This is a genomic window from Acidimicrobiales bacterium, assembly GCA_025455885.1.
Taxonomy (GTDB): Bacteria; Actinomycetota; Acidimicrobiia; order Acidimicrobiales; family Acidimicrobilacustridaceae; genus Rhabdothermincola_A.
In genome coordinates this window covers 49,093-72,624 of record JALOLR010000009.1, presented here as the reverse complement: position 1 = coordinate 72,624, position 23,532 = coordinate 49,093, and the positions used below count along the sequence as shown (strand labels likewise).

The 23,532-nt window shown below is 72.9% G+C and carries 20 protein-coding genes and 1 tRNA gene; 9 read left to right on the top strand and 12 right to left on the bottom strand.

Annotation, left to right across the window (positions count from 1 at the left end):
* Window positions 1–43: 43 nt before the first annotated feature.
* The 7 genes from MUE36_09525 to MUE36_09495 form a co-directional block, all read right to left on the bottom strand.
* Window positions 44–1,642 (bottom strand): MFS transporter, encoded by a 1,599-nt coding sequence (locus MUE36_09525; protein MCU0311171.1) that lies wholly within the window; start codon window positions 1,640–1,642, stop codon window positions 44–46.
* The gene (locus MUE36_09520) at window positions 1,639–3,402 is read right to left on the bottom strand and encodes a SulP family inorganic anion transporter (protein MCU0311170.1); all 1,764 of its coding nucleotides are present in this window, start codon (window positions 3,400–3,402) and stop codon (window positions 1,639–1,641) included. Before MUE36_09520 ends, MUE36_09525 begins: the two co-directional genes overlap by 4 nt.
* Window positions 3,399–4,382, bottom strand: a complete 984-nt coding sequence (locus tag MUE36_09515) for a hypothetical protein (protein MCU0311169.1) — start codon at window positions 4,380–4,382, stop codon at window positions 3,399–3,401. The genes MUE36_09520 and MUE36_09515 overlap by 4 nt, the downstream gene beginning before the upstream one ends.
* A 60-nt stretch (window positions 4,383–4,442) precedes the next feature.
* The gene (locus MUE36_09510) at window positions 4,443–5,126 is read right to left on the bottom strand and encodes a phosphoadenylyl-sulfate reductase (GenBank protein ID MCU0311168.1); all 684 of its coding nucleotides are present in this window, start codon (window positions 5,124–5,126) and stop codon (window positions 4,443–4,445) included.
* The gene (locus MUE36_09505; GenBank protein ID MCU0311167.1) at window positions 5,123–6,892 is read right to left on the bottom strand and encodes a nitrite/sulfite reductase; all 1,770 of its coding nucleotides are present in this window, start codon (window positions 6,890–6,892) and stop codon (window positions 5,123–5,125) included. Before MUE36_09505 ends, MUE36_09510 begins: the two co-directional genes overlap by 4 nt.
* A 154-nt stretch (window positions 6,893–7,046) precedes the next feature.
* On the bottom strand, window positions 7,047–8,390 hold the full coding sequence (locus MUE36_09500) for a 3-deoxy-7-phosphoheptulonate synthase class II (protein ID MCU0311166.1): 1,344 nt from the start codon (window positions 8,388–8,390) through the stop codon (window positions 7,047–7,049).
* Between the two features lie 61 nt (window positions 8,391–8,451).
* On the bottom strand, window positions 8,452–9,282 hold the full coding sequence (locus tag MUE36_09495) for a sigma-70 family RNA polymerase sigma factor (protein MCU0311165.1): 831 nt from the start codon (window positions 9,280–9,282) through the stop codon (window positions 8,452–8,454).
* A 269-nt stretch (window positions 9,283–9,551) separates the two neighbouring features.
* Between MUE36_09495 and nadD the strand changes: the two genes are divergently transcribed.
* The 3 genes from nadD to rsfS are packed head-to-tail and all read left to right on the top strand — an operon-like array spanning window position 9,552 to window position 11,825.
* Window positions 9,552–10,154, top strand: a complete 603-nt coding sequence (gene nadD / locus MUE36_09490) for a nicotinate-nucleotide adenylyltransferase (protein MCU0311164.1) — start codon at window positions 9,552–9,554, stop codon at window positions 10,152–10,154.
* Complete coding sequence (locus tag MUE36_09485; protein MCU0311163.1) at window positions 10,151–11,467, top strand: LytR C-terminal domain-containing protein; 1,317 nt, start codon at window positions 10,151–10,153, stop codon at window positions 11,465–11,467. Before nadD ends, MUE36_09485 begins: the two co-directional genes overlap by 4 nt.
* Window positions 11,460–11,825 carry a ribosome silencing factor gene (rsfS, locus tag MUE36_09480; protein MCU0311162.1) on the top strand — a complete coding sequence of 122 codons (366 nt, stop codon included), beginning with the start codon at window positions 11,460–11,462 and terminating at the stop codon, window positions 11,823–11,825. The genes MUE36_09485 and rsfS overlap by 8 nt, the downstream gene beginning before the upstream one ends.
* A 57-nt stretch (window positions 11,826–11,882) precedes the next feature.
* Here rsfS and MUE36_09475 read toward each other — a convergent pair.
* Window positions 11,883–11,955: transfer RNA gene (locus MUE36_09475), tRNA-Ala, on the bottom strand.
* A 115-nt stretch (window positions 11,956–12,070) separates the two neighbouring features.
* Between MUE36_09475 and leuS the strand changes: the two genes are divergently transcribed.
* Entirely contained in the window at window positions 12,071–14,542 is a 2,472-nt protein-coding gene (gene leuS / locus MUE36_09470) for a leucine--tRNA ligase (protein ID MCU0311161.1), read from the top strand.
* A gap of 1 nt (window position 14,543) precedes the next feature.
* Here the strand turns inward: leuS and MUE36_09465 are convergent, their stop codons facing one another.
* Genes MUE36_09465 through MUE36_09455 form a run of 3 tightly spaced genes read right to left on the bottom strand, consistent with a single transcriptional unit; the run spans window position 14,544 to window position 17,422 of the window.
* Window positions 14,544–15,398 carry a PAC2 family protein gene (locus MUE36_09465; GenBank protein ID MCU0311160.1) on the bottom strand — a complete coding sequence of 285 codons (855 nt, stop codon included), beginning with the start codon at window positions 15,396–15,398 and terminating at the stop codon, window positions 14,544–14,546.
* Between the two features lie 58 nt (window positions 15,399–15,456).
* Window positions 15,457–16,329 carry a hypothetical protein gene (locus MUE36_09460; GenBank protein ID MCU0311159.1) on the bottom strand — a complete coding sequence of 291 codons (873 nt, stop codon included), beginning with the start codon at window positions 16,327–16,329 and terminating at the stop codon, window positions 15,457–15,459.
* A gap of 58 nt (window positions 16,330–16,387) precedes the next feature.
* Window positions 16,388–17,422, bottom strand: a complete 1,035-nt coding sequence (locus tag MUE36_09455; protein MCU0311158.1) for a phosphotransferase family protein — start codon at window positions 17,420–17,422, stop codon at window positions 16,388–16,390.
* Window positions 17,423–17,524: 102 nt separating this feature from the next.
* Here MUE36_09455 and MUE36_09450 point away from each other — a divergent pair, with 102 nt between their 5' ends.
* The 5 genes from MUE36_09450 to holA all read left to right on the top strand — a co-directional run bounded on the left by MUE36_09450 (window position 17,525) and on the right by holA (window position 22,990).
* The gene (locus MUE36_09450) at window positions 17,525–18,238 is read left to right on the top strand and encodes a tetratricopeptide repeat protein (GenBank protein ID MCU0311157.1); all 714 of its coding nucleotides are present in this window, start codon (window positions 17,525–17,527) and stop codon (window positions 18,236–18,238) included.
* Window positions 18,239–18,376: 138 nt separating this feature from the next.
* Window positions 18,377–19,213 carry a helix-hairpin-helix domain-containing protein gene (locus tag MUE36_09445; GenBank protein MCU0311156.1) on the top strand — a complete coding sequence of 279 codons (837 nt, stop codon included), beginning with the start codon at window positions 18,377–18,379 and terminating at the stop codon, window positions 19,211–19,213.
* A complete protein-coding gene (locus MUE36_09440) occupies window positions 19,210–21,084 on the top strand; it encodes a ComEC/Rec2 family competence protein (GenBank protein MCU0311155.1) in 1,875 nt (624 codons plus the stop codon). The genes MUE36_09445 and MUE36_09440 overlap by 4 nt, the downstream gene beginning before the upstream one ends.
* A 29-nt stretch (window positions 21,085–21,113) precedes the next feature.
* On the top strand, window positions 21,114–21,944 hold the full coding sequence (gene folP, locus MUE36_09435; protein ID MCU0311154.1) for a dihydropteroate synthase: 831 nt from the start codon (window positions 21,114–21,116) through the stop codon (window positions 21,942–21,944).
* Window positions 21,941–22,990 (top strand): DNA polymerase III subunit delta, encoded by a 1,050-nt coding sequence (holA, locus tag MUE36_09430; protein ID MCU0311153.1) that lies wholly within the window; start codon window positions 21,941–21,943, stop codon window positions 22,988–22,990. Before folP ends, holA begins: the two co-directional genes overlap by 4 nt.
* Window positions 22,991–23,071: 81 nt before the next feature.
* Here the strand turns inward: holA and rpsT are convergent, their stop codons facing one another.
* Window positions 23,072–23,341 carry a 30S ribosomal protein S20 gene (gene rpsT / locus MUE36_09425; GenBank protein MCU0311152.1) on the bottom strand — a complete coding sequence of 90 codons (270 nt, stop codon included), beginning with the start codon at window positions 23,339–23,341 and terminating at the stop codon, window positions 23,072–23,074.
* Between the last annotated feature and the right edge of the window lie 191 nt (window positions 23,342–23,532).

The following is a 23,532-nucleotide window of genomic DNA, read 5'->3' as shown; positions in this document are numbered from 1 at the left end:
CGATCGTGGCCCCGTGTCGGGTGCCCGCGGTCGACGACGGGTGTCAGCCGAACCCCGCGCCGTCGATCGGCGCGACGGGGGTGATGTCGGGGAGCCGACGCATGCGGATGCCGTTGACCACACCGAGGAGCCCGGCGAGGACGGGCACCAACAGCGCGACCTGGAGCGAGAGGTTGCGAGCGTCGGTGTTGATGGCCAGGACCTCCTCCTGGATCGCTCGTGGCTCCCCCTCCAGCTGTGCCGCGAGGGCGGTGTTGCTCATGACCTCGGCGTCGGTCTCGAGCTCCGACGCGATCTGCTCCTGCTGACGTGGGGGGATGACCGTGCTCGACTCGGTCATGGTGGTGAAGCTGAGAGCGAGGGCCCACAACATGAGCGCGCCCGCCACCGCCAGACCGAACGACAGCCCGAACGAGCCCGACGCGGAGTTGACGCCGGCGGCCTCGCTGATCCGGTCCTCCGAGATGGGGGCGAGGGTGAAGTTGTTGAGCTGGGACACGAGCAGGCCCAGTCCCGTGCCGGTGACGAGCAGCGGGACGACCAGGTACCAGCCCGAGTCGACCCTCGGCACGAGGGGGACGATCGCCCCGACGCCGACGGCGGCCAGCGCGAACCCGCTCAGCACCATGTCGGCGGGCCGTCTGTCGCTGAGCTTCCTGCCGGCGATGAGTGCCACGGCGAACATCGAGAGCGAGAGCGGGGCCAACGAGAGGCCGGTCTGCATCGCGTCGAGCTCGAGCGTCATCTGCAGGAAGAGGGGCAGGGCGATCATCGCTCCACCGAGGACCACGTTCTGGAGCATCTGCTGGGACACACCGATCCGGAAGTTGACGTGGGCGAAGAGATCCGGGTCGAGCAACGTGGGTTTGCCGTCCCGCTTCCTCCTCACCAGCCACCAGGCCAGCGAACCCAGGGCGACGGCGCCGACCGAGATCAAGAGCGCCACGAACTCGCCGCCCTCCTGCCAGACGAGGATGCCGAGCACGACACCCCCCATGCCGACCACGGAGAGCACGGCCCCGACGGCGTCGATCCTGCGCGGCCCGGTGTAGGGCACGTCCCGGACGAGGCGGATCTGGGACAGCACGACGGCGATGATGACGGCTTCGAGGGCGAAGCCGACCCTCCACGAGAGGTAGGTGGTGAGGAAGCCGCCGAGGAGGGGGCCCACGGCCGCGGCGATCGCGGCGGAGGCGCCGACCAGGGCGTAGGCCTTCTTCTGGGCGGTGCCTTCGAAGTTGCCGTGGATGAGCGACTGCATGGCCGGCAGCAGGAGGGATGCGCCGAGACCGCCCACGATCGCCCAGAAGACGACGACCGTGCGCAGGTCCTGGGCCAGCGTCATGGCGAGGGCCCCGATGGCGTAGGCGAGCAGGCCCAGCACGTAGGCCCGCCGGCGCCCCATGAGGTCGCCCAGCTTGCTGTTGATCAGGATGAAGGCGGCCGAGACCAGGGCCTCGAGGGCGATGGCGGACTGGACGCCGCTGGCGGTGGTGTCGAGGTCGGCGACCACGGCGGAGATGGAGACGTTCATGAGCGAGGTGTCGACGACGAGCACGAACATCGCCATCGCCAAGAGCAGGGCGAGGCGCGGGTTCCCGCTGGGCGAATCTCCTGCGGAGGCCTCTAGGTCCTCGGTCATGCGGGCGTTCCTCCGGTGTCGTCGGTGATCTCGTCCTCGTCGCCCCCGCGAAGGTGCGTCCGCACGCCCTCGAGGGCTCGCTCGAGGCTCGGGTAGAAGTGCTCCTGATCGAGGCTGGAGTGCAGGCCGTAGCGCTGCACACGAACCTGGAGGCGGTCGCGCATCTCCGCGAAGGCGATGTGCACGCCGTCGGCGTTGAGCTCCTCGTCGAGGTCGCGGAGGACTTCGGCGGCGGTGACGTCGAGGTCGGTCATGGCCTCGCACTGCAACACCACCCAGTGGGGTCGACGCTCCCGGACGAGGCGGCGCACATGTTGGCGGAACTGGCCGGCGTTGGCGAAGAACAGCGGCGCCTCCCACCGGTACACGACGACCTCGGGGAGCTGCTCGGCCTCCGGGTACGCGTCGAGGCTGTGCCAGCCGCCGAGCTCGGGTACCTGTCCGAGCACGGCGCCGTGCGGCCACCAGTTGCGCCGGAAGAACAGCAGCACGGCCAGCACGATGGCCAGGACGATCCCTTCGAGGACGCCCAGGAAGATGACGCCGGCGGTGGCCACGAGGCTGATGGCCAGCGCAGAGGGTCGCACGGTGGCGAAGCGCTTCAGCGCGGTGAGGTCGACCAGGCTCAGCGCCGCGGTGATGACCACCGCGGCGAGCGCGGTCTGGGGGAGATCGGAGAGCAGGCCGTTGAGGAAGAGCAACAAAGCGGCGACGAGCCCGGCGCCGATCAACCCGGTGAGCTGTGACTTCGCCCCCGACTGATCGGCCACGGCCGTGCGGGAGCTGCTCACCGAGACCGCGAAGCCCTGGAAGAACCCGGCGGCGATGTTGGCGGTGCCGATGCCCACCATCTCGTGGTCGGGGTCGACCTCCTCGCCGCGGCGGGCGGCGAAGCTGCTGGAAGTGGCGATGGTGTCGGTGAGCGACACCATCGTGATGCCGATGGCGCCGACGAGCAGCGGGCCGACATCGGACCAAGCCGTCCAGGGGAGCGACGGTGTCGGCACACCCTGGGGCAGGGTGCCCACCGTGGCCACGCCGTCCGCAGCGAGATCGAGGACGGACGAGGCGATGGTGACGCCGACCACGGCGACGAGCACTGCGGGCACCCGGCGGGTGAAGCGCGGCATCACGAGCAACACCACGAGGACGGCGAGGCCGGTCACCAGCGTGGCGCGGTTCGTCTGGTCGAGCCCGTCGAGGAACGCACCGACCTCGCCGAGGAAGTCGTCGGCGTCCGTCGAGAAGCCGAAGAGCTTGGGGAGCTGGCCCACGATGATGGTAATGGCCAGGCCGTTGAGGTAGCCGACCCGGACCTCGCTCGACAGGAGGTCGGCGATGAAGCCGAGCTTGGCCACCCCGAGCCCGATGAGGATGAGCCCCACCATGATGGCCAGCATCCCCGCAAGCGTGATGGCGCTGTCGGGGTCGCCCACGACCAGCAGCGGCGTGATTGCGGCGAGGATCAGGGGCGAGACCGACGAGTCGGGGCCGAGCACCAGCACCCTCGACGGGCCGAAGACCGCGTAGGCCACGAGGCAGGCGATCGTCGTGTACAGGCCGGTGACCGCGGGCAGCCCGGCGAGCTCGGCGTAGGCCATCCCCTGGGGGACGAGGATGGCGGCCAGCACGATGCCGGCCACGAGGTCCGGGCGGAACCACGGCCGCTCGTAGGCGCGCAGCATCGTCAACCCCGGGGCCCATCGGGTCACCGCCCGCCCTGCCGCTGTGGCGGTGCCGGCGTCGTGGGTCGACGTCATCGGCCTGCGATCGTCGTGGTCGCCGGCGTCTCGACACCCGTGCCGTGGCGGAACCGGAGGAGGAGGTCGTCCCACGGGGCGAACAGCTGGGGGGCGTCGTGGGCCTCCCTCAGGAGCACGCCGAGGCGTCGGCAGGTGAAGAGCAGCTCGCGGGCCGCCCGCCCGGGCCACGGGCGGGGGAGGAGCTCGGGTGGCAGCAGCGGATCGCGGTCGAAGCAGGCCTGGAAGTCGATGCCCATGGCCAGGCTCCCGGGCAGGAACTCGGCCTCGGTGAGCCGGCGGTGGTCGCGCCGCCACTGCTCGAGGAGGGGTGGGACGTCCTCGTAGGCCTCGATGAACCGCCGGTACCGCTCGCCGAGCTCGTCGATGGCCCAGAAGCGGGCGGCCAGCTCCCGGGGGTCGGTGGCACCGCCGACGGCGAGGTCGTCGGTGGACGCCACGGTGACGTGGTCGCCGACCCCGAGGCGGTCGGCGGCCGAGCCGACGTCCGCCTCCCAGGCGCGCGCCGAGACGTAGAGGCCGTTCTGGACGGCGGCCCCGCCCAGCTCGAGGAGGTGGTCGCGGAAGGCGTCCCGGGCGCGGCGGTTGGCCTCGGGGACGGCGAAGGCCACGAGGTGCCATCGTCGGTCCCAGCCCCGCCCGGCGGCGTCCTGGGTGAACGCCAGCCGCGTCCGTTCCATCGACGCGGCCATGGTCCGCACGCCGTGGGGGGTGGCCCGGTAGGAGGCCTCCCGGCCCTCGCCCTCGCGGTCGAACAGCTCCTCGGCGACGAGGCGGCGCAGGCACGACCGGACCTGCTCGGCGGTCTGGCCGCACGCCTCGGCCACCGGGTACACGTCGGCGGCGTGCAGGGTGGCGTCCTTGCGGACCATGCCGAGGACCAGCATCCGGGTGGGGATCTCCGTCCCCGAGCCGAAGGTCGTCCGGCGTGCCGCCGGGGCCCCGACCCCGGTCGTCACCTCGCCGGTCGTTCCTGCCACGGCCGTAGTCAACTCTGACCACCTCTGGCGGTCAAGCGGCCCGCCCCGGGCGCCGGGGTGCTACATGACGTGCAGGCCGCACTCCGTGCGGTCGAGGCCCGCCCATCGGCCCGAACGGGGATCGGTCGGGTCGGTGGGCCGCGAGGTGCAGGGCTGGCACCCGATGGAGGGGTAGCCCTGCTCGAGCAGCGGGTTCACGAGCACGCCGTGGTCGGCGATGTAGCCGGCCACGTCGAGGTCGGACCACGCGGCGATCGGGTTCACCTTCACGAGGCCCCGCAGGTCGCGGGCCACGATCGGCGCGGTCACCCGGCTGTCGGCCTCGGCCCGCCGGAGGCCGCTCATCCACGCCGCCTTGCCGGCGAGGGCCCGGTCGAGCTGGCCGACCTTGACCGCCGAGCAGCAGTTCGACGGGTCGGCCTGCCAGAGGGGCTCGTCCTGGCGCTGCACCGTCATGATCCGCAGGTTCAACCCGTACCGGCGCCGGACCTCCTCGACGGTCTGGAGCGTCTCGGGGAAGTGGTAGCCGGTGTCGATGAACACCACCTCGATGGCGGGGTCGACCTTCACGGCCAGGTCGATGAGCACGGAGTCGGTCATCGACGCCGTCAGCGCCAGGTGCGGGGCGAACGTGTCGACCGCCCACTCGATGATGCGCGACGCCGGCCACGACTCGAACTGGGCGCTGAGAGCGGCCAGTTCGGCGTCGGAGAGCTCGGGCGCCGAGAGGTTGGTCAGGCTCACGTGGCGCACTCCGACGCGCCGACCTCGGCCTCGTAGGGGCCGGTCTCGTCGTAGTCGACGAAGAAGCTGGGATCGTCCTCGGGCTTGGGGAACCAGTCGAGGTCCTTCAGCTCCGCGGCGATGGCCTTGGTGCCCCCGGACCGCTCGATCCACCCCCGGAACGTCTCCCCGGCCTCGCGCTCGCCTGCGAAGCGGCGCACGACCCGGACCGTCGCCTCGGGGGCGGCCTTCGCAGGGACCCGCAGCGCCTTCTCGCCGAAGTGGATCTGCTCGTCGCCGACGTAGCCGCCGAGCAGCATCTGGTAGCCGGGGGCGGACTTGCCGTGCGCTCGACGTTCGGCACCGTTGAACCCGATGTCGGCGACGTGGTGCTGCCCGCAGGAGTTCGTGCACCCGGAGATGTTGATGCGCAGCCCGCCGACCTCGCCGAGGCCCTCGGCCTCGAGTGCCGAGGCGATGGCGTCGGCCAGGCCCCGGCTCTGGGTGACGGCGATGTTGCAGGTGTCGGCACCCGGGCAGGCCACCACGTCGCGCACCAGCTCCGCGCCGGGGCTGGCCATCCCGATGGCGTCGAGGCGGCTGTGCAGCACCGGGAGCTGACGCTCCGAGAGGCCCCGGAACACCAGGTTCTGGCGGTTGGTGATGCGCACCTCGGCGCCGAGCTCGCGCTGGATCGCGGCCAACCCGCGGAACTGTGCGGCCGTGATGTCGCCGAGGTGGGCGTGGGCGTAGGCCGAGACGGTGCCGTTGGCGACGCCGCGCACGACGTTCGCGTCCTCCCACCTCTCGAAGGCGCCGGTGCGCCGCAACGCCACCGGGGTGCCGTGTCCCATCGGGGTGGCGGCCACGTCGGCGGCCACGCCGGCGGGTAGGTCGCCGTGCTTCTCCACCTCGGTGGGGATGCCGCCAGGCCACGACGACGAGGCCAGCAGCAGATGGCGGCTGGCGAAGACCCGTCGCTGCAGCTCCTCGAAGCCGAGCGCGTCGACGAGCCACTTCATGCGGGCGCGGAGCTTGTTGTCGCGGTTGCCGGCCTGGTCGAAGACCCGCAGCAGCGCCTCGATGGTGGGCAGCAGGTCCTCACGGCTGGTGAAGGGCTCGAGGGCGAGCGCGGGGTGGGGGGTGGTGCCGAGGCCCCCGGCGATGTAGACGCGGAACCCGGCCTCGACACGGCCGTCGTCGTGGGTGTGGGTGGTGGCGATCACCCCGACGTCGTTGAACATCGCCTGGCCGCAGTCGGTGCTGCACCCGGAGAAGTTGATCTTGAACTTGCGGGGCAGGCGCTGGGCGATCGGGTTGCGCAGGAAGTGCTGGAACGCGGCCTCGGCCCACGGCGTGATGTCGAGGATCTCGAAGGGGCAGGCCCCGGCGAGGTGGCAGCCCTGGACGTTGCGCACGGTGTCGCCGCACGCCTCCCGGGTGGTCATCCCGACGGCGGCGAGGTCGCGCATCACGTCGGGGACCTGCTCGAGCTGGACGTAGTGGAACTGGATGTTCTGCCGGGTGGTGAGGTGGCCCCATCCCCTCGAGTACCGCTCGGCGATGTCGGCCAGGCGGTCGAGCTGCTCGGCGGTGATGTGGCCCGCCGGCGCCTTGATCCGCACCATCTGGTTGTGGCCGCCCTGGCGTTGGCCGTAGATGCCGTTGTTCAGGCGGAAGACCCGGAACACGTCCTCGGCGAGATCACCGGCGAGGAAGCGGCCGAGCTGCTCCTCGAACTTGGCGATGTCGGCGGCCGTGCCGGCGTCGATCGTGAGATCGGCCATGTCGTCCCTTCCCCGGTCGCGGCTGCGACGTTCGAATCCTGAGGTTCCAGGTCGGGAATCTAGCCGGGGCAGGACCGAAAGTCGACTTTCCCGATCAGGTCTTGGGGCAATGTTCGCCGGGGAGCGAGCGGTGGCCCCTACGCCCCACGCCGGGTCAGGCCCGGAGCAGCTCGGCGACCCGGAAGGCCAGGTCGAGGGACTGGCGGGCGTTGAGCCGCGGGTCGCACATCGTCTCGTAGCGGGTGTCGAGGTCGGCGTCGACAATCTCCTCCGCGCCGCCCAGGCACTCGGTGACGTCGTCGCCGGTCAGTTCGATGTGGACGCCGCCCGGCCATGTGCCGACGGCCCGGTGGGCACGGAAGAACCCGGCGATCTCGGCGAGCACCGCGTCGAAGTGGCGGGTCTTGCGTCCGCTCGGCGCCGTGAAGGTGTTGCCGTGCATCGGGTCGCACGCCCACGCCACGGGATGGCCGGCGTCGCGCACCGCCTCGAGCAGCGGCGGCAGCGCCGCCTCGACACGATCGGCGCCCATGCGGCTGATGAGGGTGAGTCGGCCGGGGACGCGACCGGGGTTGAGCGCCTCGCACAGGGCGACCACGTCGTCGGGGCCGGCGGTGGGGCCGACCTTGCAGCCGACGGGGTTCTCGACACCGGAGAGGAAGTGGACGTGGGCCCCGTCGAGCTGGCGGGTGCGCTCGCCGATCCAGAGCATGTGCGCCGAGCAGTCGTACCAACCGCCGGTGAGGGAGTCCTGCCGGGTGAGGGCCTCCTCGTAGCCGAGGATCAGCGCCTCGTGGCTGGTGGCGATGTCGGTGGTGTGCAGCTGGGGGGTGTTCTCGGTGTCGATGCCGCACGCCGCCATGAAGTTGAGCGCCCGGTCGATGCCGGTCGCCACCTCCTCGTAGCGACGTCCCTCGGCGCTCGAGGCCACGAACTCCTGGTTCCAGGCGTGCACGCGGGACAGGTCGGCGAACCCGCCCTTCGTGAAGGCCCGCAGGAGGTTGAGCGTGGCCGCGCTCTGGTTGTAGGCGGTGAGCAGTCGCTCGGGGTCGGCGTTGCGGGCGGCGGCGCTGAACACGATGTCGTTGACCATGTGGCCACGGAACGAGGGCAGCTCGGTGCCGTCGATGGTCTCGGTGCCCGCCGAGCGGGGCTTCGCGAACTGCCCGGCGATGCGCCCGACCTTCACGAGGGGGAGCCCCGAGGAGTAGGTGAGCACCACCGCCATCTGGAGGATGACCTTGAGCTTGTCGCGGATGGCGTCGGCGCTGAACGCGTCGAATGACTCGGCACAGTCACCGGCCTGGAGGAGGAACGCCCGGCCGGCGGTCACCTCGGCGAGCTCGGCGGTGAGTCGCCGGGCCTCCCCGGCGAACACCAGCGGGGGGAGGGTGGCCAGCTGCTTGACGGTGGCGTCGAGCGCGGCGGGATCCGGCCAGTCCGGTTGCTGGACGGCCGGGTAGTCGCGCCAGGACGACGGTGACCAGGGGGTGCTCACGGGCTCAACGTTGCCGGACCGGGGGACGGCCGTGCAAAGCCGATTCGCCGGTGCCGTCCGCTCAGGCGGCGTCGATGCGGTCGGCGGCCTGGTCGCGCACCGCGGTGACGGCCCGCTTGACGAGGCGGCGGGCGGCCTCGGCGGTGACGCCGAGCTCCTCACCGACCTCACGGTAGGACCGCTTGCGCCCGTCGTTCAGCCCGAAGCGCTGCTCGACGGCGTAGCGGGCCCGAGCGTCGAGCACCGACAGCAGGTCGGTGATCATCTGCTCGTCCTGACGGTTCATGACGATCTGCTCGGGCCCGGGGAGCGAGTCGGGGAGCAGGTCGATGAGCTCGTTCGAGTCGTCGTCGCCGATGGTGCGGTCGAGCGAGGTCGGGGTGGTGAGACGGTGCAGACGGGCGTGCTCGTCGTCGAGCTCGTCGCCGTCGCCGCTGACCTGGCGCAGGGCTGCACGGAGGCTCGCCGAGCGGTCGCCGGGGAGGCGCACCAGGCTGGCCTTCTGGTCGAGCGCCCGGCCGATGGCCTGGCGGATCCAGAAGGTGGCGTAGGTGGAGAACTTGAAGCCCTTGCGCCAGTCGAACTTGTCGACGGCGTGCTCGAGGCCCAGGTTGCCCTCCTGGATCAGGTCGAGCAGCTCCATGCCGGGGGGAAGGGGGTAGCGCCGGGCGATGCTCACCACGAGGCGCAGGTTGGCCCGGATGAACCGGTCCTTGGCGGCGGCGGCGGTGCGCACGGCCCGCTTCAGCTCGACACCGGTCTCACCGGCGTCGAGGGCCTCGGCGGCGTCACGGCCCTTCTCGATGACCTGGGAGAGCTCGCGCTCCTCCTCGGCCGTCAACAGGGGGACGAGGCCGATCTCGTTGAGGTACTGGCCGACTGAATCGCTCATCGTTGATGCTCCATGCCGGGACGGGGCGGGGGCCCTGCGCCGGTCGAATCTCGGGGGTGGTCGAGCTTCCCAACTCGGGTGTAAATCGTGGGGAAATGACAGAGGTGTAACCGCAGGGCCGTACCCGAAGATTCCGTGTTTGAGACGTGACCTGTGTCACCTGGTGGCCGTCGGCGGGACGCCGGCCGTCACCCGTGGGCGCCACGGTGGCGCCCGGAGACCGCCGGGCGGCGCCGTGACCAGCGGTTACGGCGCCGTAGACTCCGCCGATGGCCCAGGACACGGCCCGGGTCGGCATCCTCGGGGGGACGTTCGATCCCCCTCACATCGGCCATCTGGCCACCGCGGTTGAGGTACGGGACGTCCTCCACCTCGACGAGGTGCGGCTCGTGGTGGCGAACGAACCGTGGCAGAAGGTGGGCAGCCGACCCGTGACGCCGGCCGCCGATCGCCTCGCCCTCGTCGAGGCGGCGGTGGGCCCCCTCGTCGGCGTGGTGGCGTCGGGCCTCGAGGTCGAGCGGGGTGGACCGACCTACACCGTCGACACCCTCCTCGCCCTGCGGGCCGCCGAGCCGGGCACCGAGTGGTTCGTCATCGTGGGCGCCGACGCCGCCGCCGGCCTCCCCACCTGGGAGCGCGCCGACGAGCTGGCCGCGCTGGCCACCTTCGTGCTCGTCGACCGCCCCGGGCTGCCGTCACCCCCGCCGCCCGCCGGCTGGCGCTTCGTCCACGTGTCGGTCCCCCGGCTCGACGTGTCGAGCTCCGAGTTGCGCGACCGCGTGGCCTCCGGACGGCCCCTCGACGTGCTCGTGCCGCCCGCCGTGATCGCCGAGATCGATCGGCGACGCCTCTATGGTTGGCCGAGCCCATGACCAGTCCCACCCGAACACCGCTGCCCGGCACGGACGGCCCCGAGGAACCGGCGCCGGTCCGGCGCCCCGACGAGCAAGGGAGGGGGAGTGGCGGCGACGGTGCGCCCCCTGCGGCCCCCACCGCGCCGCAGCGGTCGCTCTGGTGGCGGTTCGGCTTCCCCGTGACCATGGTGGCGCTCGTCGTCGCCATCCCGGTGCTCGTCTGGGCGGGCGTCCAGGTGCTGCTCGACAGCAACGACGGCCGCCTGGTCCCCCGCATCACCGACCCCACCGCCCCGGGCTGGGAGGCCATCGTCGAGCCCACGCCCTCCGAGCTGGTGATGACCGTCGACGCGTCGAACGAGCTCCAGGGCCTGGCGGTGCTCATCCTGAGCGGCGACACGAGTGGCGCCGTGCTGCAGGTCCCGGTCGAGACGATCGTCACCCTCCCCATCGGCGAGGTCACGCTGTCGTACCTCTGGTTCGCGCTCGGCGAGGACGCCGTCCGCGACAACGTGAGCGCCCTGCTCAACCTGAGCTTCACGGACACCCAGGTGATCCGCCCGGAGCAGTGGACCGCCCTCCTGGCCCCCGTCTCGCCGCTCGCGATCAACAGCCCCGACGCCGCCGTCGGCCCCGATGGTCAGATCCTCTTCCCCAGGGGTTCGATCGGCGTGCCCGCGGAGCAGGTCTCGACGTTCCTCGGGGCCATCGGCCCCGACGAGACCGACCTCGCCCGCCTCGTCCGCGTGGAGTCGTTCTGGCGGGCGTGGATCACCGCCACCGGCGCGGCCGGACTGCAGAGCGTCCCCCAACCCGTCGAGCAGGGGCTGGGGCGCTTCCTCGGGGCGCTCGGTGCCGGTCAGGTCCGGTTCGTGACCCTCCCCGTCACCCAGGCCAGCCCGGGGCCTCCCGAGCTCTACCGGCCCCAGCCCGAGGCCATCGATGCGACCATCGCCGAGCTCGTCCCGTTCCCGGCCGGCCCGCCGGGCGGACGCACCACGCTGCGGGTCCTCGACTCCACCGGCCGCCTCGATCACGGCACCACCGCCGCGGTCACGCTCGGGGCGGCCTCCGGCCAGGTCGAGGTGATCGGCAACGCCCCGGTCTTCGGCGACCCGGTGTCGCAGATCATCTACTTCGACGACGCCGATCTGGCCGCGGCCGAGCGGATGCGCGCCGCCCTCGGGGTCGGCGAGCTGGTGCGCAGCGAGGAGCGCAGCGCCGTGCAGGTGACCGTCGTGCTGGGCGAGGACGGGTTCGGCGTCCCCGGGATCGAACCGCCCGCCGGCACGACGTCGGCCGCCTCCGGGTTCGGCGGCTCCGGTGGCTGAGGCCGACACCCCCGATCCGCTCGAGTGGGTGAAGGTCGCAGCGAGGGCGGCGGCGTCCAAGACCGACGAGCCGACCGTCGTCCTCGACGTCGGCGCGGTGCTCTCGGTCACCGGGTGGTTCGTCATCACCGGCGCGACCAACACCCGGCTCGTGCGGGCGCTGGCCGAGGAGGTCGAGGAGCAGGTGCGAGACGCCGGTGGCCCCAAGCCCCGTCGCGTCGAGGGTGGCGACACCAACCGTTGGGTGCTGCTCGACTACGGCGACTTCGTCGTGCACGTCCTGCTCGACACCGAGCGGGAGTTCTACGACCTCGAGCGCCTCTGGGGCGACGTCCCCGTCGTCGACTGGCGGACCTGAGTCGATCCCGCTGTGCTCGGAGCGTCGGTCGACGGTGCCCGGCCGCCCGCCGCGGAGTGGAGCTAAGGAGAATCGAACTCCTGACCTCTTCCATGCCATGGAAGCGCTCTACCAACTGAGCTATAGCCCCTTGGGGACCCTCGACTGTACCGGCACGACCGGGGGCCGCAAAATCTCCCGGGGCCCGAACTGGCGCGCGATCGCCCCGGAGGGTGGGGGCACCCCATCCCGTAGGATCCTGCGCCATGGCTGACGGCTACGACCCCCAGGCGATCGAGGCGAAGTGGCAGGCCTGGTGGGCCGAGCACGGCACGTACGACGTCGACAACGACGACCCGCGGCCGCACTGGTACACGCTGTGCATGTACCCGTACCCGAGCGGCGCCGCCCACATGGGCCACGTCCGCAACTACACGTTCGGCGACCTCATCGTGCGCTCGCGCACCATGAAGGGCTATGCCGTCCTCTCGCCGATGGGCTTCGACAGCTTCGGGTTGCCTGCCGAGAACGCCGCCATCCGCACCGGACGTCACCCCCGCGAGTTCACCGACGAGCGCATCGAGGAGCTGCGGCGATCGATCGTGCGGATCGGGGCGGTCTACGACTGGCGGCGCCTCCTCACCAGCCACGACCCGGGGTACCAGCGCTGGACGCAGTGGATCTTCCTGCGCTTCCTCGAGGCCGGCCTGGCCTACCGGCGCAACGCCCCGGTGAACTGGTGCCCCGGTTGCCAGACCGTGCTGGCCAACGAGCAGGTCCTCGCCGACGGCACGTGCGAGCGCTCCGGCGACGCCGTCGTCAAGCGCGACCTCGAACAGTGGTTCCTGAAGATCACCGACTACGCCGACGAGCTGCTCGACGACCTCGAGGCGCTCGACTGGCCCGAGCGGGTCAAGGTCATGCAGCGCAACTGGATCGGGCGCTCGGAGGGGGCCGAGTTCGACCTGCTGGTCACCGACGCCGACGGTGTCGCCCGCCCCGACGGCCTCTGCGTGCGGGTGTTCACCACCCGCCCCGACACCTCCTTCGGGATGACCTACGCGGTGATGGCCCCCGAGCACCCGCTCGTCGCCGAGATCGTGCCCGACGACCGCCGGGCGGACGTCGACGCCTTCGTCCTCGCTGCGGGGCAGTCCAGCGACGTCGAACGCATGTCGTCGGAGGGGTCGCTCGACAAGCGGGGCATCTTCACCGGCGCGCACGTCCTGAACCCCTTCACCCGGTCGCCCGTCCCGCTCTACCTCGCCGACTACGTGCTCATGGGCTACGGCACCGGGGCCATCATGGCGGTGCCCGCCGAGGACCAACGCGACTGGGACTTCGCCCGTGTGCACGACCTGCCGATCGTGCGGACGATCCAGCCCCCCGACGGGTGGGAGGGCGAGGCCTGGACCGGTGACGGCGTGCACGTCAACAGCGGGTGGATGGACGGTATGGGCAAGGCCGAGGCCATCGCCTCGGCGATCGAGTTCCTCGAACGGGAGGGCATCGGGGAGGGCACGGTCAACTACCGCCTCCGCGACTGGTTGGTGAGCCGGCAACGGTTCTGGGGCTGTCCGATCCCGATCGTGTACTGCGACGGGTGCGGCATCGTGCCCGTGCCCGACGACCAGCTTCCCGTGCTGGCGCCCGACGACGTCGAGTTCCTCCCCACCGGCGAGTCCCCCCTGCGCCACCACGACGGCTTCCTGCACACCACCTGCCCGTCGTGCGGGGGTCCGGCGACGCGCGAGACCGACACCATGGACACCTTCGTCGACTCGTCCTGGTACTTCCTGCGCTTCGCCGACCCCTGGAACGAACGCGAGCCGTTCTCGTCCGACGCGGTCGCCGGATGGCTCCCCGTCGATCAGTACATCGGCGGGGTCGAGCACGCCATCCTCCACCTGATGTACGCCCGGTTCTTCACCAAGGCCCTCGCCGACCTCGGCGTGGCCCCGAAGGACCTCCGCGAGCCCTTCGCCCGCCTCTTCACCCAGGGGATGATCCGCCTCGGGGGCGACAAGATGTCGAAGTCGAAGGGCAACCTCGTGGCGCCCGAGGAGATCCTCGACCGGGAGGGCGCCGACGCCCTCCGCCTGGCCCACCTCTTCGTCGGGCCTCCTCAGGACGACGTCGACTGGGAGGGCGTCGGCATCGAGGGCTGCGCGCGGTTCCTGCACCGTGTCTGGCGGTTGGGGACCGGCGACGCCGGGAACCCTCCGGTCGCCCGGGACGCCACCGACGCCGACCTCGACGTGCTCCGGGCCACGCACCGCCTCATCGCCAAGGTCGACGACGACCTCGAACGATGGTCCTACAACACCACCGTGGCGGCGTTCATGGAGTTCACGAACGAGCTCTACCGCTACGTGCAGTCGCCCGACGGGCCCCGCGACCTGACGCTGGCCTTCGCCGTCGACACGCTCCTCGAGCTGATGGCCCCCATGGCGCCCCACATCACCGCCGAGCTGTGGCAGCGGCGCCGAGGCGGCCACGTGCACGAACAGCCCTGGCCGCAGGCCGACCCGGCGCTGCTCGTCGTCGACACCGTGACCATGGTCGTGCAGGTCAACGGCAAGGTGCGGGATCGCATCGAGGTGCCGTCGGGCATCGACGCCGCCGAGGCCGAACGCCTCGCCCTGGCCAGCGAGAAGGTGCAGCCGTTCCTCGGGGGCAACCCGCCCCGCAAGGTCGTCGCCCGGCCGCCCCAGCTGGTCAACCTCGTCGCCGGCTGAGCTACTGGTCGCGCAGGAAGCGCTCCACTTCGGCGGCGAGGTCGTCGCCCGAGGGGAGGGGGCCGTCGGTCACCGACTCGATGGCGTCGACGTGGGCCTCGAGCTGTTGCACCATCTGCACGTGCTCGTCGCTGTTGGCGACGAGGCTCTCGAGGCGTTCGTGGGTGGTCGCCGCGTCCTCGCGCAGCGATCCCATGCGGAACCGGAGGCCCCCGACGGTCCAGAGGCCCTCCACCAGCGCCACCGCGCCGGCCGGGTAGGGCATGGCGGCGGCGTAGTGCGGGATCTGCGCCCACAGGCCGATCGCCGGCAACCCCACCTCGTGGCACTGGTGCTCGATGGCGGCGTGCACCCCGGCGGGCACGTCGATCCGGCCGTGGGTGACCCCCACCTGTCGTACCCGTTCGGGATCGGCGGAGGTCGACACGAGCCGGGTCGGACGGGTGTGCGGGGTGGGCGCCGGGTAGGCGCCCAGACCGAGCACCATCCGGCAGTCGAACTCGAGGGCGAGGTCGACCACGGCCCGGGAGAACGCCTGCCAGACGTGGTCGGGCTCGGCCCCGACCAGGAACAGCACGTCGTTGCCGTCGAGGTCGACGGCGAGCCGCAGCTCGATCGACGGCCAGGTCAGCCCGGTGTTGACCCCGTCGTCGAGGTGCATGATCGGGCGACGCGAGCGGTGGTCGAGCAGGCGGTCGGCGTCGAACACGGCGACGGTCTCGGTGTCGAGCACCTCCAGCACGGTGCCGAGGGCGTTGGTGGCCGCCAGACCGGCGTCGATCCACCCGTCGAGGCACATCACCAGGACGGGGGCGTCGACATCGGGTCGGCTGCGCAGTTCGAAGAGCTCGCTCACTGCCGCCCACCCTCGCACGCGGGCGGCCGAGGTGTCGTCCCCGTCGGGGGGCGGCCGGTCACGTCGGAGGGGCGGGGACGGCCCCCGCCAGCCGCACACCGCCCGGCACGGCCTCGAGGCCCGGCCCGTCGAGGTCGGTGGCCAGCTCGGTGGCCAGGTCGGCGAAGCGACCGGCGTCGCCGTTCGCCTCGAGGAGCGTGATCACGATGTCGCCGTCGTTCGTCGCCACCGACACCGTGGCCTCGTCGGCGAGTCGGGTGGCCGCCGCCACGAGCTCCTGGGTGGTGCGCAGCACGGCGAGGGAGGTGAGGTGGGGGAGCTCGACGTCGACGTCCCAGGTGAGGGCGAACTCGACGCCGACCTCCTCGCGGAGCGCGGCGAGGTCGATCTCCACGGCTCGGCGCAGGACGTCCTGGGCGGGTTCGAAGGCGCTCGAGGTCGGGTCGGCGGCCACGCTCGTGCGCCACGTCCGCTCGGTGCGCGTCCGCTCCAGCGCCCACAGCACCTCGGGCTCGGGCCCGCTCCATCCCTCCGGACGGGGGTCCGATCGTTCGGCGAGGGCCTGCTCGAGCGCCGCGGTGGCCGCCGACGACCGGTCGTCGGCCTCCTCGCGGCGGGTCTCGGCCTCGACGGCTCGTGCCTCGGCGGCGGCGGTGGCCTCCCTCGCCGCGGCGAGGTCGGTCTCGGCGTTCCGGCGAGCGGCGTCCGCCGCGTCGGCGCGGGAGGTGGCCTCGGTGGCGTCGGCGGTCGAGGTCGCCAGCGAGGCAGCCAGGGACGAGCGCTCCGCCTCGGCCGCCTCGGCAGCCTCCTCGAGGGAGGTGACCTTCCCGGTGGCCTCGGCGAGCCGGGTCGACAGGCGCGAGGAGCGGGCGCCCAGCCAGACGGCGGCGACGACGGCGAGAGCGAGGCAGACGGCGAGGACGGCGGTCACCAGGCGAACAGTACCGACGCCCGGGCCCGGGGCACGGCGCATCCCCGGGGAGCTCGGTTCAGTCGATGGCCTCGAGCGCCTGTTCGGCGGCGTCGGCGAGCATCTCGACCTGCCGGCCGAAGACGTCGAACTCGCCGGTGTCGCCCCGGTCGCCCATCGCCCCGGCGGCGTAGCGGGCGAAGACCCCCTGGATGATGCAGGCCAGCTTCCAGTACCCGAACGCGACGTAGTAGCCGATGTGGGCGACGTCGCGACCGGTCAGCTCGGCGTAGCGGTGGACGAGCTCGGCCTTGGTGGCGAAGCCGTCCACGGTCGTCGCGGCGGGCATCCCGGAGTGGGTGGGCTCACCGGGGTCGGCCCAGTAGACGCAGAGCAGGCCGAGGTCGGCGAGCGGGTCGCCGAGGGTGCACAGCTCCCAGTCGAGGACCGCGGCGACCGACCCGTCGGGTCCCAGGATGCAGTTGTCGAGCCGGTAGTCGCCGTGGACGATCGTGGCGGGGCCCTGGTCCGGGACGCTCTCGACGAGGCGCCGGTGGACGTCGTCGACCACCGGCAGGTCTCGGGTACGGGACGTCTCCCACTGGCCGTGCCAGCGCCGCAGCTGGCGTTCCAGGTAGGCCTCCCGGCGTCCGAGGTCGCCGAGGCCGACCGCGTCGACGTCGACGGCGTGGATGGCGGCGAGCACCTCCACCAGCGACTCGCCGGCACGGTGCCGCTGGGCGGGGGTGAGGGCCTCGGCGGCGGCGACGTCGCGGACGACCTCGCCGTCGACGAAGTCCATGACGTAGAACGGCGCCCCGTTGACGGCGTCGTCGGCGCTGAGGCCCACGACCGGGGCTACGGGGACGTGTCCCCGCAGGGCGGTGATGATGCGGTGCTCGCGACCCATGTCGTGGGCGGTGGCCAGCACGAGGCCGAGGGGCGGGCGGCGCAGGACCCAACGGCGGCCGTCCGTGTCGGTCACGAGGTAGGTGAGGTTCGAATGGCCCCCCGGGATGAGCGAGAACGACAGCGGCGGGGTGAGGCGCTCGACGCGGGGCGCGAGCCAGGCGGTGACGGCCTCGACGTCGATCCCTTCCACGGTGTCGGCCAACGTCCCCCCTCGGTCGTTCCGGTCTCCCGGCCAACCTACCGGCGGCCGCCGACCGGGGTCGCACCCGTGGGGGTGGGTCCCCCGCCCCCGTATCGTGGTGTCGTGGCAGCCATCGACGTGACCGACCAGACCTTCCAGGCCGACGTGCTCGAGCGGTCGATGACGACCCCGGTGGTCGTCGACCTGTGGGCGCCGTGGTGCGGCCCGTGCACGACGCTCGGCCCGATCATCGAGGCGGCCGTCGACGCCACGGAGGGCCGGGTGGTGCTGGTCAAGGTGAACGTCGACGAGAACCCCGCCACCTCGCAGGCGTTCCGTGTGCAGAGCATCCCTGCGGTGTTCGCCGTCCAGGAGGGCAAGGTCGTCGACTCGTTCATCGGCGCACAGGGCCCTGCCGAGGTCCAGGCGTTCGTCGATCGGCTCGACGGGGGCGCGGCCCCCAGCGAGGTCGACCTGCTACGGGAGGCCGGCGACGAGGCGTCGCTGCGCACGGCGCTGGAGCTCGAGCCCGACAACGCCGACGTGATCGCCGATCTCGCCGAGGTCCTCGTCGCCGACGAGCGCAACGACGAAGCCCTCGAGCTGTTGGCCCGCGTGCCCGAGACGCCGGCCATCCGGCGCGTCGCCGCGTTGGCCCGGAGCGGCGGGGGGTTCACCTCCGCCGACGAGGTGGAGGCCCGGCTGGACGAGCTGCTGGCGGTCGTCAAGGACGACGACGACGCCCGTCAGCAGTACGTCGACCTGCTCGAGCTGCTGGGCCCGGACGACCCCCGCACCGCCGTCTACCGCAAGCGCCTGACGACCGTGCTCTTCTAGCGGGCCCTTTCGCCCGTCGCGCCGTCGTCGTAGTCTGCGCCTCCGGGCCGGCGCCCTCGGCGCCGTCGCCCGTCCTCCCCCGAGAGATGCCGTGGTGGACCACCGTCGGGTGGCCGCCCGATCCCGTTCGGGGGAGCCGTGTCCGAGCCCCAACCGCACGGCCCGGTCGACGAGCGCTCGCTCGCCGCGCTCGAGGCCCTTCGCCGTGAGCCCTCGCCGGGTCGGCCCGCCGACGGTGAGCTGGTCCGACCGTGGTGGGTCGACCGGGCCCGGGAGATGGTCGTCGCCCGCTGGCCCGCCGTGGTCGAGCGTCCCGGCGGCGTGGTCGTGGCCGTGGCGGTCGGCCTGGTGGTGCTCGTCGGGCTGGTGCTGTGGGTCACCGGCGTCGTCGGTGGGGGGTCGACCGCCGCGCAGGGGCCGCCCCTGAGCCTCCCGTTCACGACGGCCGTCGACGGGACCGGTGACGTCCTCGGGCCGGGCGGCACGGCCGGTGCGCCCACCACGACCACGGCGGTCGTCGTCCACGCCGCCGGTGCGGTGGTCAGGCCCGGTGTGCACCGCCTCCCCGGCGGGTCCCGGGTCGCCGACGTGCTGGCGGCGGCCGGTGGTCCGGGCCCCGATGCCGACCTCGACCGGGTCAACCTGGCCGCCCTCGTCGCCGACGGTCAGCGGCTCTACGTGCCCCGGCTCGGCGAGGCCGCGGTGCCCGCACCGGTGGGTGCGGCCGACGGTGCAGGCACGGCGGGCGCGGCCGGTGGTGGCACCTCGCCGACGGCGGGGGGACCGGTGGACCTGAACGCGGCGACCGAATCGGAGCTCGACGTCCTTCCCGGGGTGGGGCCGAGCACGGCCTCGGCGATCGTCGCCCACCGCGAGGCCAACGGCCCGTTCTCCCGGGTCGACGACCTCCTCGAGGTGCGTGGCATCGGACCGGCGAAGCTCGAGGCGCTGCGCGATCTCGTGACCGTGGGGTGAGCGTCATCGACCGGTCGCGTCGCGCCCTGGACTGGTTGGGCCTCCAGGGCCGGCCCGGACAGCTCGACGACGTCGGGGCGGTCGTGCTGGCCGGGGCGGTGGTCGTCGGTGCGTTCGCCGCGGTCGCGGTCCCCGTGGTGGGGGCGGTGGGTGTGTCCCTCGCCGCGCTCGCCTCACGCCGGGTGGCGCTGGTGTGGGCGGCGGGAGCGTTGCTGGCCTCGTCGCTCGCCGCTCAGGCCTGGACGGGCATGACGCCTCCTGATCCCGCGCCGTACCGGGGGGCGGTCACCCTGGCCCGTGACCCGGAGGCCCGGAACGGGGGCTGGCGGGTGGAGGTGGTCGCCGGCGGTCGCCGGTTCGAGGCGTTCGCTCCCGGGGCGGCCGGCGCCCGCCTCTCCGACCGTTCGGCGGGGCAGCACGTCGACGTCGTCGGCCGGATCGAGCCGATCCGGGACATGCCGTGGCTGACCGCCCGCCACGTGGTCGGCCGCCTCGTCGTCGACGAGGTCGGGGGTTGGCGGGAGGGCGGGCCGCTGGGACGGCTGGCCAACGGCGTGCGGTCCGTGCTGCGTCGCGGTGCCGAGCCCTTGCCCGACGACCAGCGGGCGCTGTTCCTCGGCTTCGTGCTCGGCGACGACCGTGGCCAGCCCCCGGAGGTGGCCGACGACTTCGATGCCGCCGGCCTCCAGCACCTGCTCGTCGTGTCCGGTCAGAACGTGGCGTTCGTCCTCGTCGTGGCCGGTCCGCTGCTGCGTGGGTTCGACCGCCGAACCCGTCTCGCGGCGACGGTGGCGTTGCTGGTCGTCTTCGCCTCCGTCACCCGGTTCGAGCCGTCGGTGCTGCGGGCCACGGTCATGGCCGGGCTCGCGGCGCTCGCGGTGGCCCTCGGTCGTGCAGCATCCGGGGTTCGCGTCCTGGCCCTCGCCGTCGCCGCGCTCGTCGTGGCCGACCCCTTCCTCGTCCACGCCGTCGGATTCCGCCTCTCGGTGGCGGCGTCGGCGGGCATCCTCTTCCTGGCCGCGCCGTTGGCGGCGGCGATCCCCGGGCCCCGGTTCGTCGTCCTGCCCCTGGCCGTCACCCTCGCCGCCCAGGCCGGGGTGGCCCCGGTGCTCATCCCCACGTTCGGCCCGATGCCGGTGGCCGCGATCCCGGCCAACCTCCTCGCCGAGCCCGTCGCAGGGCTGGTGATGATGTGGGGCTGCAGCGCCGGTCTGGTGGCGGGCGTCGCCGGCGGGCCGGTGGCCGCCGTGCTGCAGTGGCCGACCGGCCTGGGCATCGGCTGGGTGGCGGCGGTGGCCCGCTGGGCGGCCGATCTCCCCCTCGGCGGCCTCGGGTCGGTCGGCGTGGCCGCGGTCGCCGCCGGGCTCGGGGTGTCGGTCCTCGCCGCCCGCCGGGGCCGCCGGGCCCTCGCGACCGTCGTCGCGCTCCTCCTGGTGGCCGTGCCGGTCCATGCCTGCTCGACGGCGACGGGGCTGCGGCCCGAGGGGCCCGTGGAGGTGGCGGGCGGTCAGCTCTGGGTCTCGGCCGACGGCGCCTCGGGCGACACGCTCACCGTCCTGGTGGTGGACGGGACGGTCGCCGCCGCCCCGCTCCTCGCCGCGCTGCGCGATCGCGGGGTCGAGGAGGTCGCCCTGGTCGTCGCCCGATCGGGGGGCAGCCGTACCGCCGCCGCACTCGCCGCGCTCGACGAGCGCGTCGACCTGGGCGTGGTCTGGGCGCCACCGGGGCACCGCATCCCCGGGGCCGTGACGCCCGACCCGGGTCGGGTCGGCCTCGCCGGGCTCACCCTCGACGTGCAGGCCACCCAGCCCCGCCTCGACGTCGACGTCGACGTCGACGTCGCCACGGACCCCGACGGGTCGCCGCGGTGACGCGTCGGACCGACGGTAGGGTCCGGCGCGTGTTCCTCGACCTCGGGACGACCCGCTTCGACATCACCACCCGGGCCGTGGTGATGGGCATCCTGAACCGCACACCGGACTCGTTCTACGACCAGGGCGCCTACTACGAGTTCGACGCCTTCCTCCGCAAGGCCGAGCAACTCGTCGTCGACGGCGCCGACTTCCTCGACGTGGGGGGCGTGAAGGCCGGCCCGGGGGAGGAGGTCACCGAGGCTCAGGAGCTCGACCGGGTCGTCCCGGCCGTCGAGGCGCTGCGCAGCCGGTTCGACCTCCCGCTCTCGGTCGACACCTGGCGGGCGTCCGTGGCCGCGGCGTGCTTCGAGGCCGGGGCGTGCGTCGGCAACGACATCAGCGGGTTCGCCGACCCGGACTACCTCGACGTGTGCGCCGCCGCCGGCGCGTCGGTGGTGGCCACCCACATCCGCCTGGCGCCGCGGGTCCCCGACCCCGACCCGCACTACGACGACCTCGTGGGCGAGGTGTGCGCCTTCCTCGCCGACCGGGCCGAGCGGGCCCGGGTCGCCGGCATCCCGCGCGAGCGGATCATGGTCGACGCCGGGCTCGACCTCGGCAAGTCCGAAGCCCAGTCGTTGGTGCTGCTGCGGGCGTCGGATCGCCTGGCCGAGCTCGGGTACCCGGTGTTCCTCTCGGCCTCCAACAAGCGGTTCCTGTGGACGCTCCTGGGCGTCGATCGCTCCGAGGCCCAGATGGGCACGATGGCCGCCCACGCGCTCGGCATCGCCCTGGGCTGTCGCATCCTGCGGTCCCACGACGCCCGCGACGGCCGCCGCGTGGCCGACACCATGTCGGCGGTGCTCGCCGCCGCATGAACGTCGACACCGCACTCCCGGTCTATCTGTTGAAGGGCTCGGACGAGGTGCTGCTCGAGACGGCTGCGGTCGACCTGGTGCGCGAGCTCGTGGGCGACGGGGACCGCTCACTGATGGTCGAGGAGCTCACCGCGGACGCGTTCGAACGCGACGCCGGGGCCTTCGACGTCGCGCCGCTCGTCGACGCCGCCCAGACGCCGCCGTTCCTCACCGACCGTCGGGTGGTGGTCGCCCGCCACGCTGCGGTCTTCACCACCAAGGAAGCGGTCGCGCCGCTGGTCGCCTACCTCGACGATCCCCTGCCGAGCACGGCCCTCGTGCTGGTGTGGGAGAAGGACGACCGACCCGGCCGGCAGGGCCGGCTCGGCAACGTCCCGCGCAGCCTCGCCGATGCCGTCAGCGGGGCCGGCGGGGTCGTGGTCGACACCGCTCCCGGCCGGGGGAAGGCCCGGACGACCTGGGTGGACGACCAGCTCCGCGACGCGTCGGTGGTCCTCGACGCGGCCGCCCGGGCCGCGGTGGTCGACACCCTCGGCGACGACCTCGGGCGCCTGCCCGCCCTCCTGGTGACCCTCGCCGGCGTCTTCGGGGAGGGAGCCCGGGTCGGTCGTGACGACGTCGAGCCCTACCTCGGCGGTGCGGGCGACGTCGCCCCCTGGGACCTCACCGACGCCATCGACGCCGGGGACGTGCCCCGGGCTCTCGACATGTTGCACCGGATGCTCGACGGCGGCGGCCGGCACCCATTGCAGGTGATGGCCACCCTCACGAACCACTACCTGCGGATGCTGCGCCTCGACGACCCGGACGTGCGCGGCGAGAAGGCGGCCGCCGAGGTGCTCGGCATCAAGGGCAGCACGTTCCCCGCCAAGAAGGCGCTCACCGGCGCCGAGCGGTTGGGCTCGGACCGCCTGGCCGAGGTGGTCGAGTTGCTGGCCCGGGCCGACCTCGACCTGCACGGGGCCAGGGCGTGGCCGCCCGACGTGGTGGTCGAGGTGCTGGTGGCCCGCCTCGCCGGGCGCACCCGGGCGGCCTCGCGGCGCTGAGCTCGGGCCCGGGCGCGACACGACCGGAGCACGAGGCTCCGGTCGGTGAGCGGTGGTGCGGTGGCCGGGAGCGGCCGGCTGCTACTCGGCGGCGTCGGCGGTGGAGATCCGCTTGACCAGCCGACTCTTGCGCCGGGCGGCCTGGTTCTTGTGGATCACGCCCTTGCTGGCGGCCTTGTCGATCCGCTTGATGGCCTCGCGCAGCGCCTCGGTGGCGTCGTCGGAGCCCTCGGCGGCGGCGGTCTCGGCCCGCTTGGTGCGGGTCTTCAGCTCGGAGCGCACCGCCTTGTTGCGCAGGCGACGCCGCTCGTTCTGCTTGTTGCGCTTGATCTGGCTCTTGATGTTGGCCACGTGGAGACCTTCGGTGCGAGGGGCGGTGCGAGGGGTGCTGTGGGGAGGGCCGGGCGGCAGGGCCCGGACACGAAGACGCGATGATAGCGGCCGGGGCCACCCACGTCACACCCCGGGCCCACCGGTAGGCTCGCCCCGGGCCTGACGCACCGGCGTCGGCGCTCGTCCCCCTGAGCACGAAGAGATCGTCG